This is a genomic window from Brevibacterium siliguriense, assembly GCF_900105315.1.
In the GTDB taxonomy this organism is placed as follows: domain Bacteria; phylum Actinomycetota; class Actinomycetes; order Actinomycetales; family Brevibacteriaceae; genus Brevibacterium; species Brevibacterium siliguriense.
Genome location: NZ_LT629766.1, coordinates 3,176,085 through 3,190,559, shown reverse-complemented (window position 1 = coordinate 3,190,559; position 14,475 = coordinate 3,176,085). Strand labels below are relative to the sequence as shown.

Below are 14,475 nucleotides of genomic sequence, written 5' to 3'. Positions count from 1 at the left end.
CTCACGGCTTGAGAGGACGGTTCAATGACGAATCCGATGCGCGGCGTGTTCGCCGTTCCGACGACTCCCTATACCGAGGACGGAGACCAGAACCTCGACGCCCTGAGCGGTCGCATCGAGGAGGTGCTCGCCGCAGGGGTGACCGGCATCCTCGGCCTCGGCGCCACGGGGGAGGCGCTGGCGCTTCGCGCCGCGGAACGGGAAGCGCAGATCAAGACCATCGTCTCTGCCGCCGACGGTCGAGCACATGTCGTCATCGGATGCATGGCCTACACCCCAGCGGAGATGTCGGCCCAGATCTCGAATGCCGCAAGCTGGGGCGCTGACGCCGTCATGGTCACACCTCCCTTCTACGGCGGACTCGAACCCGACGCCGTCATCGCGGCCCTGCGGCCGGTCCTCACCGCATCCGAACTGCCGGTCATGGTCTACAACAACCCCCGCTCCACCGGCACCGACCTCCTCCCGGACCACCTCGCCTCGCTCCAGGACACCGGCCGACTCTGGAGCGTCAAAGAGACCTCCGGCGCAGCCACTCGCTTCCGAGAGCTGCGCAGCCGCCTCGGCGAGGACACCGAGATCTTCGTCGGCGCCGACGGAATCGCCCTCGAAGGCTTCGCCCAGGGTGCCAGCGGCTGGGTGGCAGCCTCGGCCTGGCTGCTGCCCGAGCACTGCCGGAGGCTGTGGGTCCTGGCCGACAGCGGTGATTGGGCCGGTGCTGTCCAACTGTGGAAGAGCCTGGGGCACGCGCTCGGACTCATCGAAGGCGACTCCGCCTTCATCTCGCTCATCAAACAGGCGCTCAGCCGAACCGGCCGCGAACAGGGACCGGTGCGTCCACCCCTGCCGACCGCTGGCCCTGAGGCACTGGCGACGCTGCTCGACGCGATCGCAGAACTGGAGAGGAAACACACGCCATGACCACGACATCAGCACAGAACACCCTCGTCGGCCGCGGTCGAACTGCTCTGCGGGCCATCGTCGACGGCAACCTCGGACAGTGGATCGGCGGCCGGGGCGTCACCGGCACCGGAGAGGAGATCGGTCTCATCTCACCGAGCGACGGCACGGTCATCGGAAGCCTCTCCGCAGCGAGCGAGCAGCAGCTCGATGAAACCGTCGCTGCGGCACGCACCGCCTTCAACGAAGCCGACTGGGCCGAGGACGCGAAGCTGCGGGCCCGCGTGCTCCGCCGCCTCGCCGACCTCGTCGAAGGCGACGCCGAAGTGATCGCCTATCTCGACGGCATCGAAGCCGGAAAGGTCGCGCTCGGAAGCGTCGAGGAAGACGTCCCCGACGTCGCCGCGAACCTCAGAATGAGCGCGGACCTCATCTCCCATAATGACGGACGCTATCTGCAGAACCCCGATGGCTGGGGCTGGGTGACGAAGGTGCCCAGCGGAGTCGTCGGAGCGATCCTGCCGTGGAACTATCCCGTGGCCATGCTCGGCTGGAAGATCGCCCCAGCTCTGGCCGCCGGCAATGCGATGGTCGTCAAGACCTCCGAGGACTCGACGCTCAGCGCCCTCCACCTCGCCAGGCTCGCCACCGAGGCAGGGGCGCCCGACGGTATCCTCAACGTCCTCACGGGCACCGGAGCGGGAATCGGATCCGCCATGGGCCTGCACAACGGCATCGACGTGCTCACCTTCACAGGTTCAGGCTCCGTCGGCAGGTCTTTTCTCGAATCCTCGGCGCGGTCGAACCTCAAGAAGGTGTCCCTCGAACTCGGCGGACGAGCCGGCTACATTGTCGACTCCGCACACGCCACGGACTTCCCAGCCATCGCCGCCGACATCGCCGGCGCCGCCTTCGGCACCAGCGGCCAGAACTGCACCGCCGCATCTCGGGTGATCTACGTCGGCGACGATGACGAGAGATTCGCCGAATTCCGCACCGCACTCATCGACGCGACCGAGGCACTGACCGTCGGAGATCCGTTCGAGGCCGAAACCGACGTCGGACCGGTGATCAACCCCCGCGCCCGCGACCGCATTACCTCCTGGATCGACGAAGCAGTGGAGAAGGGAGCACGAATCCTCAACACCCGCGCCGACGTCCCCGACACCGGAAGCTGGTACCCGCCGACCGTCATCGAGAACGTGCCCGACGACAGCGAACTCGGCCGCGGAGAGATCTTCGGCCCCGTCACCCAGCTGCTGCGACGCACCAGCCGAGACGACGCCGTCGACCTCATCAACGGCGAGCCCTACGGGCTCGCCTCGAGCGTGTGGTGCGAGGACATCGCCCAAGTGAGGTGGTGGGCCAGCCGGATCCGCGTGGGCACGCTGGCCGTCAACGGCTACAGCGAAGGCACCGAAGCCACGCCGTTCGGCGGAATGCGACAGTCCGGATTCTGGGCCGCGACAACGGTCCGGAAGCCCTGGAGACCTATCAGGAGACCATGACCGTCTGGGTGGCCGACAGCTGAGCATCGCCTGAGATCCGCCGCTGCTGCGATGGCCGAGGTCTATTATGGGTCCATGACCACAGCAGCGGCGGAACTCGAGACCGAGGTGCGCCGTCTGCGCATCCGGATCATCTCCCTGACCACTGCCCAACTCGACGAGGCGGCCCCGCCGGCACACAGTAGACGCGCAGCCATCCGTGAGGCCCTGACCGAATTCTCGCAGATCGGCTCCGACTCACGTCCGGTCCCGGCGCTCGGCGATCAGAACCTCGCCGACCAGGTCGTCGTGCTCCTCGAACACGGACAGCGTTCGGCTCAGACCCTGCCCGAGCCCGACCGTGAGAACCGCATCGACACCCTCACCGAGGCGGCCGTGCGTCTGCGTCGCACCCTGGCCTGAGAATGATGACGGGGACGGCATGACGGAGAGCATTCGACGCACGCGGCTCTCCGTGATCGCCGGCATCGTCGCCACCCTCATCTACTTCGGCGCAGCCGAACTCATCGCCCGCAGCCTGGATGTGGCCTCAGCACCGGCGCTGGTCATCGGTCAGGCTCTCATCCCGCTGATGCCCACCGTGCTCATCAAATCCGCGATCGCTGTCTTCGGCACTCACGACAAACTCGCCCTCGTCATCACCATCGTCGCAGGCGGTGCCGGACTCGGAGCCATCATCGGGTGGATCGGCGCCCAACGCCGAGGCCTTGCCCTCGTCCTGCTCATCGGCTTCGGACTGCTGCCGGCCGTCGTCGGCCTCAGCTCCGGTGCCGGGCTGGTGGCCACTCTGCCGAGCCTCGGCGGAATCGCCGTGGGAGCAGCAGTCTTCCTCGTCCTCCTCCACCTCGCCGATGCTCCGGGGCCAGGAACCGACACGCAGGATCAATCGCCTGCCCAGCCCGGGCGGAGGGCCTTCTTCGGACTGGCCGCGGGACTGAGCGTGGTCGGCATCGCCGCCGTCGCGGCCGGACAGTCCGCGGCCACACTGGCGCGCAGCGCGGCAGGAACGGTGACGAAGCTCGTCCTGCCACGGCCGGCCGCCTCGGCGCCGGAGATCCCGACGGGTGCCGAACTCGACGTGCCCGGACTGACCCCGCTGGTGACGGAGACCTCGGACTTCTACCGCATCGACACGGCGCTCTTCCCACCGTCGATCGACGCGGGAACGTGGATGCTGCGCGTCCACGGCATGGTCGAGCACGAATTTACGATCACGATGGCCGAACTCCTCGACCTCCCGCTTCAGGAGCACTATGTGAGCCTGGCCTGCGTCTCGAACGAGGTCGGCGGCGACCTCGTCGGCAACGCGAAGTGGTTGGGCTATCCGATCCGGGACCTGCTCGCCCGGGCGAAACCGCTCTCCGGCGCGGACATGGTGCTCTCGGGCTCCGACGACGGATTCACCGCCTCCACCCCGCTCGAAGTGCTCACCGACGACCGGGCGGCCCTGCTGGCCGTGGCCATGAACGGCCACGCCCTGCCACGCGACCACGGATACCCGGCGCGGCTGGTCGTTCCCGGACTCTACGGATACGTCTCGGCCACGAAATGGGTGACCGACATCGAAGTGACGAAATTCGCGGACAAGGAAGCGTATTGGACGACCCGCGGTTGGTCGACCCACGGTCCCGTGCTGGTGGCCTCACGTATCGACGTGCCCCGCCCCGGCGCGACCGTCTCGCCCAAGAGCGGCGACCGGGTCGTGACCGCAGGCATGGCCTGGGCGCAGCACACGGGCATCGAGAAGGTGCAGGTGCGCATCGACAACGGGGACTGGGCAGAAGCCGAACTGAGCGAGGAGCTCACGGCAGACACCTGGCGCCAGTGGCGATGCGAGCACACGGGGCTGAGCACGGGCACGCATACGGTCAGCGTGCGCGCGATCGACCAGGAGGGAAACGTGCAGACCTCGGAACGCCGACCCGCCATCCCGGGTGCCGCGACTGGACTCCACGAACGCCAGTTCACCGTGGAGTGAGGCCGCGCTGCGGGCCAGACAGGTCATTCAAGTGCGGTCATGCAGTCCGTTACTCGTTCCCACCATGCGAACCCGAAATGGCAGTCTCAGGCTTCTCGCGATAAGTTGTCATCTCACTTACAGAAGCTGTTTCTCTCACGTCACAACGAGGTGGTCAACGTGTTCGGTCTCCCGACGGCGACGGTCGTCATCATTGTCGGCATCCCTGCGATCTGGGTGATCTACACCCTCGTCTTCGTCTTCCTCTCCCGCGGATGGAAGGCCGAGGACGTCGCCGAGGATCAAGCCCTGGCGAACTCCCGAACCGGAGTCGACGGTTTCCCGACCAGCGGCGGGGCCGCCTCGGCGAACGGAAACGGGGGAGCGGCATGAACATCGAAACCTGGTTCCTCGTCATCTACTTCGTCGCCATGGCCGGGATCGGTGTGTGGACGCTCAAGATCGGGTCGAAAGGCAGCGAGGGGTATCTGCTCGGCGGGCGCAGCCTGGGCGCAGCGGTCACTGCTCTGCGCCTGCAGTCGTCGTCGATGTCGGGCTACATGTTCCTCGGTGCGGGATCGCTGGCCTATACGAAGGGCTACTTCTCGCTCTGGTATGCGATGGGCGATATCGGCGGCGGTGTCCTCAACCTCTCGATCCTGGGCCGGCGGATGCGCAAGCTCTCCCAGATCCTCGGCTCACTGACTTCGATCGAGTATCTCGAACATCGGTACCCGTCGAAGTGGATCCGCGCGATCGCCGCACCGGTCGCCGTGTTCTGCATCTTCTTCTACGTGATGAGTCAATTCATCGCCGGTGGACGCGGTCTCGAGATGGTCACCGGCATCCCGTACGCATGGGCGCTGCTCATCGCCGTCGGCGTCATCGTCTTCTACACCTTCCTCGGCGGCTACCTGGCCGTGGCCTACACGGACTTCGTGCAGGCGATCATCATGCTCATCGGCATGGTGTGGATCCTCATCGCCTGCCTGCAGGCTGTGGGCGGATGGACGGCCGGCAACGAGGCTGTCGGGCAGATCAATCCGAACCTGCTGACCATGTGGGGGCCGGACGGGATCGAATCCGTCCAATGGGGAGTCATCGTCGGTGCCGTCCTCGTCTTCTCCATCGGATATATGGGTTGGCCGCACGTCAATGTCAGCCATATGGCGATGAAGCGTCCTTCGGTGGCCAGGCGCGCCAGCCTCTACGCCACCGGCTTCAACCTGCTGTTCATCCCCGCTCCCTACATCGTCGGCATCATGGCGCTCGTCCTGCTGCCGACCCTGGACAACCCCGAACTCGCAGTCTTTGAAGTCGCCGACACGGTTCTGCCGGACTTCGCCGTGGGCATCGTCATGGCCGGAATCATGGCCGCGATCATGTCCACCGCAGATGCTCTGCTGCTGCAGTCGGGCACCATCGCCAGCCAGGACCTGTTCCAGCGCTTCTTCAAGAAGGACATGTCCGACCAGCAGTCGGTCTGGGTCTCTCGGTTCACCGTCCTCGTCCTCGCTATCATCGGCTACATCGTCGCCGTGAACGATCCGCCGGCCGTCGCCGAGGTGGTCATCTTCTCTACAACGGTCCTCGGCGCAGCGTTCGTCCCCGTCTACATCGCCGCCGCGTGGTGGAAGAAGGCGAACGTGCCCGGTGCGATCACCTCGATGATCGCCGGCACCGTGTCTTCCGTCGTGTGGCAGCTGACCGGGCTCGTCGACGTCACTGGAGTCGACCCGATGGGAATCGGAATCGTGTGCTCGGCGTTGGCCCTCATCCTCGTCTCGCTGGCCACCCAGCGTTCGCATCCGGTTCCCGTCCACGTGCTCGAGGCCATGAAGGAGACCGACAAGATCGGGGCGATCCCAGCACACATGCTCACCGGGCAGAACGATTCCCTGGCCGGTCAGGTTCCGAAGGACGTCTGAGATGAGTGCCGAGATCGGAACCGGGCACCCGGCTGGGCCGGATCTGCAAGTCGAGGATCCGGTGCGAATGGATCCAATTGTCACCGCCGCCGAGGCGCTCGCCGTCTTCCAGCGAAAGCTTCCAGGCGCTGTCGCCGAGGCGAGAGTCGTCCATCATCCGTTCTGGTGGGCCGCCCTCGAGGTGCGAACTCGCGGGCTCTTCCGTCGGAGTCCGACCGGGTCGGGGCAGCGTCTGGATGTGCTCGTCAATGCCGTGTCAGGGCGGGGCATGATTGCGGACTTCACCCCTCACGGTGTCTCGGTGGTGGCGGAAGAGTGGTGGAGTCTGATCGGCGAGCAGTCGGGACCGCTGCCGAGCCGGGGCGAGGCCGAGCGGTCTGCGCGATCATTGGCGCGTGCGAAGGTCGTCAAGACGGTGAAACTCGGAATGGGCATCGAGATCACTCCCGTGGACGATCTACGCGGGGTGCTCAAACCCAATTGGATCGTCACCGGAGGGAACGAGAAGCATTCGGCGACCATCCTCGTCGACGGTCTCGACGGGTCGCACTACATCGTTAGGGCGGACAGAGCCGGACGGAGCTGAGAACCCGCTCAGATGACTGTTGGGCTGTTCAGCCCCAGTTCTTAGCGTCCGAGATACAGAACGGGTGACCGGCCGGATCGAGGAGCACGATCCAGGTCTCGCCCGGCTGGGGCTCGGCTCGAGTGGCGCCGAGTTCGACGCAGCGATCGGCCGCCGCGTGGATGTCGTCGGCGGCGAGGTCGAGGTGGAACTGCTTGCGTCCGCCGTCGGGCCAGCTCGGTCGCTGGTAGTCCGGGATTGTGCCGATGCCCAGAGCATGGCTCGGACCGGTGAGCATTGCATAGTTCTCGTCCGAGTAGGCGAGGGGCCATCCGAGGACGGCGGAGTAGAACTCTCCGAGAACAGTTGAGTCCGGGGCGTCGAGAGTGACCATCGCCAAAGTGGCGACTGGTGCTGCGATGGTGGTGTCGGCAGTGGTCGAGGCGGTGTCGGTCTTCTGTGTGTCGGTCATGTCTGCCATTCTTGTGCCATGGACGATGACGTCACTAGGAAGAATGCGTCACTGCCGCAGCATTTCTTCGGGCGCGTACTCAAGCCGGAGGAGATGCTCGAGCACGCGCGCTATTCGTCCGTTCGTGTCGTCGCCGAGCGTCTGCGTCCCTTCGTCAAACGCTATTGGGCCGTCGAATGGGACCTGGCGGACGGCGAGAGCTACCAGACGGCGACCTTGTCCGAACCGACCATCCATCTGACCTTCGAATTCGGCAACAGCCACAGGGCTCACGTCGACGGGCCGGGAGCATGGGTGACCGGTCCGGTCACCAAGCGGCGATTCGATGTGGGGATCTTCGGTCGCGGCAGAGTCTTCGGCGTGAACTTTCAGCCGGGTGCGACACTGGCCTTCTCCGACCAGAAGCCTGCGAGCATCCGTGATTCGACGGTCCTTGCCGAGCTGTGGTTTCCGCGTTTGGAGGCCGACCTCGGACTGGCGGAGAGGTTTTCGCAGTCGCAGAGTGCCCGGGTGCCGGAGCTGGGCGAATTGGCCGCGTCTGTGGAGAGCTGGCTGCTGGCATGGAGGCCACAGATGACGCCGTCGTTCGAACGGTTGAAGCGGGTACTCGACGTGCTTGCCGATCCTGAAGTCGTGAGTCTGAAGATCCTTGCGGAGAGAACCGATATCGGTGAGCGCACTCTGCAGCGGATGTTCGCACGCTTCTGCGGGGTCGGGGTGAAGAAGATCTTGGCCCGGGCACGGGACATCGACGCGGTCGCAGCGATCGATCGCGGCTGGGACGGCACTCTGGCCGACCTCGGCGCGCACTTCGGATGGTTCGACCAATCGCATTTCAGCACGGACTTCGTTCGCGTCACCGGATTCAGCCCTGCCGAGTACGCGCAGCGGAAGTCTGCGCGGGTCACGCGAGGCTGACCGGGGACAGGCCGAGCGCCTCATCGGTTGTGGCGTGGGAACGAGCGACCGCCTCGGCGGTCCAGTCGGTGCGATCGAGGTCGGGGACCGCCTCGGCGATTTGGGACTTCCAGGTGCCGTGCCATTGGGCGGGGAAAGCTCGTTTGAGCAGATCGAACATGATCGGCACCGCTGTTGATGCTCCGGGGGAGGCCCCGAGCAGACCCGCGATCGAGCCGTCAGCGGAGACGACGAGTTCGGTGCCCTGCTGCAGGACGCCGATCTTCTTCCTATCCGGTTTGACCAGCTGTGCCCTTTGCCCGGCCGGCAGCAGGGTCCACTCATTGCGTCGCGCCTGCGGCAGATAGCGTCGCAGCTGCGCGAACTTCCGGGACGGACTGGCGGCGAGCTCTTTGACGAGGAATGACACGAGGCTGAGGTTCTGCAGACCGGCGGCCGCGATAACGTGCAGGTTGTCGGGCCGCACCGTCGTGAAGAAGTCGGAGAGTCGCCCGTGCTTGAGCAGCTTCGTGCTGAAGGTCGCATACGGGCCGAACAGCAGATGCTCCTTGCCGTCGACGACTCTGCGGTCCAGATGCGGCACCGACATCGGCGGGGCGCCCACATCGGCTTGACCATAGACCTTTGCATCATGACGGGCGACGACCGACGGGGTCGAGCACCGGTAGAAAGCAGCCCCGACCGGCAGGACCGCGTAGCCGCGGACTTCGGGGATCCTTGCCTTCTGCAGGAGTCGCAGCGCGAAGCCGCCCGCGCCGACGAACACGGTCTTCGCGTACACGGCGAACGGTCCCGCCGACGTCGATCCGCTGACCCTCCAGCCCGATGTGAGCGGTTCGAGCCCGGTCACTGCGTGACCTGTGCGCATTTCGGTGGAGCCGATACTGAGTAGTGCTGAGGTCAGTGCCCCGAAATCGACATCGGTGCCGCGAGGATGACGGGCTGCCGCCATGGGTTCGTTCATATCGTCTCGTCCCTCCATCGTCAGCGGCGCCCAGCGTGCGATGGTGTGCGGATCTTCCGAGTACTCCATCTCTGCAAACAGCGGATCGGCGCTCAGGGTATCGACGCGTCGCCGCAAGTAGGTGACGTCCGTGTCCCCGAAGACGAGGTTCATGTGTGGGCTCGGGTGGATGAAGCCCGCTGGGTCGAGGCGCCCGAGCCGGACGAGATGGGCCCACCACTGCCGGGTGAGGTGGAACTGCCCGGCGATCTCTGCCGGTTTCGCTCCGTTTGCCGGATCGGGCATGTAGTTGAGCTCGCAGTACCCGAATGCCCGGTGCCGGCATTGTTCCAAGGGTCGCTGCTCTCTCCGGCAATGTCTTCGGACTTCTCCAGAACGAGGATCCGCAGATCGGGGTCGAGCATGGTCAGCATCGAGCTCAGGGTCGCTGACATGATGCCCGCGCCGATGAGGACGACATCGGCGTCGGGGAGCTGATTGGTGTGCTTGGGGTTCGCAGTCATGTTCTCACCATGCGCGCACATCAATCATCCGTCCAATGAGTGATCGGAACTGTATGATCCGGATATGGAACAATCATCCGACCCCCGCGCGGCGCCGCTGACGGCGCTGCGGGAACTCGTCGAACTGGTCGATCAGGACGGGCACCTGACCGAGGCCGCAGCTGCCCTCGGCATACCCCAGTCCACGATGAGCCGGCGCCTCCGCGCACTCGAGGGCCACCTCGGCGTGCCGTTGACCGTCCCGCGCGGCCGCGCGATCGGACTGACGAGGGCGGCACTGGACCTTGTGGCCGTCGTGCGCTCCCCGCTGGCCGAGATCGATGCGGCTCTGGTCGATCTCGCCGAGGCGGCCGACCCCGAGCACGGCACGATCCGATTCGGATTTCCGCTGACGATGGGGGCTGGCGAGGTGCCCGATCTGCTCGCGGCCTTCAATCGCGCTCACCCGGGCATCCGTCTCGATCTCAAACAGGCTCACGGTGCCGAGCTCGTCGCTGACCTGCAGATGGGCACCCTCGACCTCGCGATCATCATTCCGCCGCCGCCCGAGGTCAATCATGAGGTGTTTGCGCGGCAGACGATCCTCGCGGCCCTGCCCGACGTACACCCGCTGGCGGGGGCAGGCAGCATCACCCTTGATCAGCTGGCAGGCGAGGAATTCATTGCCACCCCCGCGACCTACAACCTGCGGGCGCTCACCGACCGGTGGTGTCAGGAATGCGGATTCGACCCGGAAGTGAAGATCGAAGTCACCGAATTCTCGACGATCCGCGAATTCGTCGGCCGCGGAATGGGAGTGGCACTGATCCCACCCGCGGTGCGCCGGGTCGAGGGAATCACCGAGGTGACCCTGGACGGGCCCGATCACGTCCGGGAGATCGCACTGTGCTCGGCCGTCCGCAGGCCCGGCCGTGTGGTCGAGCGTCTGCGCGACTTCATCCGCGAACACGCTGCGAACTGGTCGAACGAGGACTGATCCTCATGCGCGTACGCTGCCGAAAACGTCGCGGACCGAAAGCGCCTGCCTCTGAAGCCGGTAGGGCCAGTCAGATCCGCCATTCTCTGGCGCTGGCGATCTTGCGGAAGGTGCGTACCAGTGACAACACGGCGGGTGATGGCACTCGCTCAGGCAGTTGAGAAAGGACGATGCGTCTCGGTGCAGGATTTCCTCTGATGGAGACGACCTTGACATCGGGGCCATGGGACTGGACGGCAAGGCGAGGAGCGATTGCCACGCCGAGTCCAGCGGCCACCATACCCAGAAGCTCTTGGTAGTCGTTGGCCTCAAAGACGATGCGGGGTGCGAATCCTGCATCACCGCATATCCGTCCGAGCACCGATGCCACTGGATGTGACGAGCGGGTGATCCATGGATTGTCTGCCACTTCTTGAAGCTCCACGACCCTGCGTCTTGCGAGGGCATGAGTAGACGGCAGAAGCAGCATCGTTGGCTCTTTGAGCAGTGTCGTCGTCACCGGAATCTGGTCATCGATCGGGGCCCAGGGGTAGTCCCACAGTGTCGCGAGATCGACTTCGCGTCGTTCGAGTGCTTCTTGGATGCGGTCGAGGCGGTAGCTCTTGACCGTCACATCGAGGTCGGGGTGCAATTCATGGAAATGCTGAAGGATCTTCGGCATCACTGACGCTGCGAAGGTCGGGAATGTGGCTATCCGCACTTCGCCTCGGTCCAATTGGGCAAACGCGGACATGTCGTTTCGTGCGGCCGTGAGCGCGTTGTCGATGGTCGCCGAATAAGCAGAGAGCCTGACTCCGGCATCTGTCAGCCGCATGCCCTTCGAATGTCGCACTACCAGCGGAAGGCCGACCTCACGTTCCAGTTTGCTGATCTGCTGTGACACTGCGGAGGTCGATAAGGCGAGTTCGTCGGCGGCCGCAGAGAGACTCCCCGTCCGAAAGACGAGAAGCAGGAGGAGAAGCCGATCGACATTATAGGGCGCTGAACTCATGATTTAAGCGTAGCTTATATAGAGGTTAATAAGTGTTGATTGAACTTAAATGGCGGATGTGAAAACTTGATGTTCGTCGTCGCAGAGAGCGGCGACGAACCAAGGAGAAGCGAGTGGAAAGTCAACTCCACGGCCAGTGGTACAGGGGCGGAACGTCCAAGTGCTGGTTGTTTGCCAATGACGAGTTGCCCGCGGACAGAGCTGGGATCTCACAAGCCTTGTCTGCGGCTTTCGGGTCGGGGGATGACCGTCAACTCAACGGAGTCGGCGGGGCTTCCTCAACGACCTCCAAAGCCGCTGTGATCTCGCCTTCGGCGATCCCCGGCATCGACATCAGCTACCTTTTTGCGCAGGTCGGTATCGGGCAGTCGGCGGTTGAGTTCACGTCGAACTGCGGCAACTGTGCTTCGGCTGTTGCGCTCTACGCCATCCAGAACGGTCTGGTGCGGCCCTGCGGCGAAATCACTGAAGTGCGAATGCTGAACGAGAACACTCGCTCCGTCGTGGTTGCTCAAGTGGCCACACCGGGCAAGCGAATTCCGGCTCACGGCTCAGAGACGATTCCTGGGAGCTCCATGCCGGGCATTTCAGTCAACGTCTTCTTCGAGAATGTTGACGGTGCTTCCACCGGAGAACTGCTGCCGACCGGAGAAGCGGTCACGCAGGTGAGCATCGACGGTTCCTCGATCGCGGTCACCTGCATCGATGCCGGTGCTCCGGCCTGCTTCGTCAACTCTGCTGATCTCGGACTCTCCGGGTCAGAGCCGACTGCGGAGGTTCGCCTGAGACTCCAGGAGCTCATTGCGATCCGGACAGCGGCTTCGAGATCGATGGGACTGAGTGCGGAGAGCGAGGAACCGAGCCCTGCCGTGCCCAAAGTGGGACTCATCGCACCACCGTCCGACTACACCAGCATCTCGGGGGAGAAGATCTCAGCCGGAGACTACGACATCTCTGCGTGGATGGTGTCGATGTTCGATCTGCATCCTGCTATCGGGATCACCTCGGCGATTGCCCTGGCTCGGGCTTCGTTCGTCGAAGGAAGTCTTGTCAATGATGCCATCGACAAGCGGATTCTTCAGAACACCGATGCCGCCAACGAAGTGTCTGTCCGAATCGGCACCCCAGTCGGCATCATCGTCTGCCGAGTCCAGCTCACCGAGTCGGGGGAAGTCGCTCGTCTCGGAGTCAGGCGAGTGGCGCGACGGATTGCGCACGCAGACATAGATCTGCCGCTGGTCTCATAGACGACCGGCCCTAGGTATACCTGAATCCTTTCGAGGAAGATCAACTGACAATGAAGTTGGAGGAACACCCATGTCCCTAGTTCAGATACTCATGCTCGTGGTGTTGGTGGTGATGTTCATCGCCGCTACGAAATGGCCCATCAACATCGGGATCATGGGCCTCGTCGGGGCGTTCGTCTTCGGCACTTTCGTCTTCGGCATGGATGACAAAGAGATCCTCGAAGAGTTTCCCGCGAGCATTGTGCTGACGATCGTCGGCGTTACTTTCTTCTTCAGCATTGCCCAGAAGAACGGGACTATCAGGATCCTCGTGGATCTGGCAATCAGAGCAGTCCGGGGTCGCATCAATATCGTGCCGTGGATCTTCTTCGTCGTCTCATCGCTGTTGACGGCCATGGGCACCTTCTCTCCCGCCGCCGTTGCCCTGTTGGCGCCGGCAGCCATGGGGTTCTGTGCATCGACCGGGTACAGCGGAGTGGTCATGGGTGCCATGGTCATCAACGGCGCACACGCTGGCGGGTTCTCTCCGATCTCCGTATCCGGAAACATCGTTCGTGACATTGCGGAGGCCAATGGCTTCGAGATCAACGGCGGCGCTCTCTTCCTGGCTGCCTACGTTGTCAATCTGCTGGTCACGATTCTGACTGTCGTCGTGATGAAAGCTCTCGGGCGACTGCGCACTGTGCCCGATCCGGACACGCTAGAGAGTTGGAGCGGCCCTCGAAACGCCGGTTCGGGAAGCAAGGAGCCTGACTATGAAGGCGGGATGCCTGCGCCGAACAGCGGTTCCGGAACGGTAATGGCTGTTGAAACCGAGGTGCCCACGATGACATCGGCGGTAACTCCGCAGGTGTGGCTGACGATCAGTCTCATCGTCGTTATGGTCATCGGCGCAGTCGGATTCGAGTTGCCGATCGGTTTCCTCGGGCTGGCGTGTGGGCTCGTACTGGCGTTCACGTCATTGAAGAACTCCGAGAACCTCGTATCCGGAATCTCGTGGTCGACCGTTCTCTTGGTGTCGGGCATGATCGTCTATGTCAGCTTGCTCACTCACGCTGGAGTCATTGATTCGCTATCCAAGATGGCAGTGGCAATTGGTGCGCCACTCATCGTTGCGATCGTTCTCTGCTATGTCATAGGAGTGAGTTCAGCTTTCGCGTCGTCGACTGCGCTGCTGACCGCGTTGATTCCGATGTCCATACCTCTATTGGAACAGAGTGCCCTCAGCGCGACTGCAGTCATGTCGGCGCTCGCCGTGTCGGCGACGATTGTCGATGTCTCGCCTTTCTCAACGGACGGTGCTCTCATCATTGCTAACACACAGGGCAGCGAGGTGAAGACGATCTGGCGTGACCTCATGATCTACGCCGGGTTCGTCGTCCTCATCGCCCCGCTTCTCGCATGGGCACTGCTTGTGCCTACAGGCATCATCTGACGGTCGAACCGTAGAGAGGAGCCGCCGAATCCATCTCGATTCGGTGGCTTCCTTTCGTCGCCAGCACGTGCGCTGCAGAAGCAGAGCGGTACTCAGGCCTCCTTCTCAGCG

13 protein-coding genes and 1 pseudogene are annotated in these 14,475 nt (G+C 63.9%); 11 read left to right on the top strand and 3 right to left on the bottom strand.

What is annotated here, in order from left to right:
* Positions 1-24 precede the first annotated feature (24 nt).
* The 7 genes from BLU88_RS14270 to BLU88_RS14240 all read left to right on the top strand — a co-directional run bounded on the left by BLU88_RS14270 (position 25) and on the right by BLU88_RS14240 (position 6,879).
* Positions 25-921, top strand: coding sequence for a dihydrodipicolinate synthase family protein (locus BLU88_RS14270; protein WP_092015284.1), 897 nt, complete (start codon positions 25-27; stop codon positions 919-921).
* Positions 918-2,408, top strand: coding sequence for an aldehyde dehydrogenase family protein (locus BLU88_RS14265; RefSeq protein ID WP_092015281.1), 1,491 nt, complete (start codon positions 918-920; stop codon positions 2,406-2,408). Before BLU88_RS14270 ends, BLU88_RS14265 begins: the two co-directional genes overlap by 4 nt.
* A 75-nt stretch (positions 2,409-2,483) precedes the next feature.
* Complete coding sequence (locus tag BLU88_RS14260; protein ID WP_092017525.1) at positions 2,484-2,810, top strand: hypothetical protein; 327 nt, start codon at positions 2,484-2,486, stop codon at positions 2,808-2,810.
* Positions 2,811-2,829: 19 nt separating this feature from the next.
* Positions 2,830-4,386, top strand: a complete 1,557-nt coding sequence (locus BLU88_RS14255) for a molybdopterin-dependent oxidoreductase (protein ID WP_092015278.1) — start codon at positions 2,830-2,832, stop codon at positions 4,384-4,386.
* Between the two features lie 159 nt (positions 4,387-4,545).
* Entirely contained in the window at positions 4,546-4,758 is a 213-nt protein-coding gene (locus tag BLU88_RS14250; protein ID WP_092017523.1) for a hypothetical protein, read from the top strand.
* A complete protein-coding gene (locus BLU88_RS14245; RefSeq protein ID WP_092015275.1) occupies positions 4,755-6,293 on the top strand; it encodes a sodium/proline symporter in 1,539 nt (512 codons plus the stop codon). The genes BLU88_RS14250 and BLU88_RS14245 overlap by 4 nt, the downstream gene beginning before the upstream one ends.
* Position 6,294: 1 nt before the next feature.
* Positions 6,295-6,879: a hypothetical protein gene (locus BLU88_RS14240; RefSeq protein ID WP_092015272.1), complete on the top strand. Its 585-nt coding sequence runs from the start codon at positions 6,295-6,297 to the stop codon at positions 6,877-6,879.
* A gap of 28 nt (positions 6,880-6,907) precedes the next feature.
* Here BLU88_RS14240 and BLU88_RS14235 read toward each other — a convergent pair whose 3' ends face one another.
* The gene (locus BLU88_RS14235; protein WP_092015269.1) at positions 6,908-7,330 is read right to left on the bottom strand and encodes a VOC family protein; all 423 of its coding nucleotides are present in this window, start codon (positions 7,328-7,330) and stop codon (positions 6,908-6,910) included.
* Positions 7,331-7,348: 18 nt separating this feature from the next.
* Here BLU88_RS14235 and BLU88_RS14230 point away from each other — a divergent pair, with 18 nt between their 5' ends.
* Positions 7,349-8,248 (top strand): helix-turn-helix domain-containing protein, encoded by a 900-nt coding sequence (locus BLU88_RS14230; protein WP_092015266.1) that lies wholly within the window; start codon positions 7,349-7,351, stop codon positions 8,246-8,248.
* On the opposite strand, the pseudogene BLU88_RS14225 reads toward BLU88_RS14230, so the two are convergent.
* Positions 8,235-9,616, bottom strand: a pseudogene (locus BLU88_RS14225) (malate:quinone oxidoreductase). The gene BLU88_RS14230 and the pseudogene BLU88_RS14225 sit on opposite strands and share 14 nt — an antisense overlap.
* Before the next feature lie 163 nt (positions 9,617-9,779).
* Here BLU88_RS14225 and BLU88_RS14220 point away from each other — a divergent pair.
* A complete protein-coding gene (locus BLU88_RS14220) occupies positions 9,780-10,691 on the top strand; it encodes a LysR family transcriptional regulator (RefSeq protein ID WP_092015263.1) in 912 nt (303 codons plus the stop codon).
* A 70-nt stretch (positions 10,692-10,761) separates the two neighbouring features.
* On the opposite strand, the gene BLU88_RS14215 is transcribed toward BLU88_RS14220, so the two are convergent.
* The gene (locus tag BLU88_RS14215; protein WP_092015259.1) at positions 10,762-11,682 is read right to left on the bottom strand and encodes a LysR family transcriptional regulator; all 921 of its coding nucleotides are present in this window, start codon (positions 11,680-11,682) and stop codon (positions 10,762-10,764) included.
* A 113-nt stretch (positions 11,683-11,795) separates the two neighbouring features.
* Between BLU88_RS14215 and BLU88_RS14210 the strand changes: the two genes are divergently transcribed.
* The gene (locus BLU88_RS14210; protein WP_092015256.1) at positions 11,796-12,929 is read left to right on the top strand and encodes a PrpF domain-containing protein; all 1,134 of its coding nucleotides are present in this window, start codon (positions 11,796-11,798) and stop codon (positions 12,927-12,929) included.
* Between the two features lie 70 nt (positions 12,930-12,999).
* A complete protein-coding gene (locus tag BLU88_RS14205) occupies positions 13,000-14,364 on the top strand; it encodes an SLC13 family permease (RefSeq protein ID WP_092015252.1) in 1,365 nt (454 codons plus the stop codon).
* The last annotated feature ends 111 nt before the right edge of the window (positions 14,365-14,475 follow it).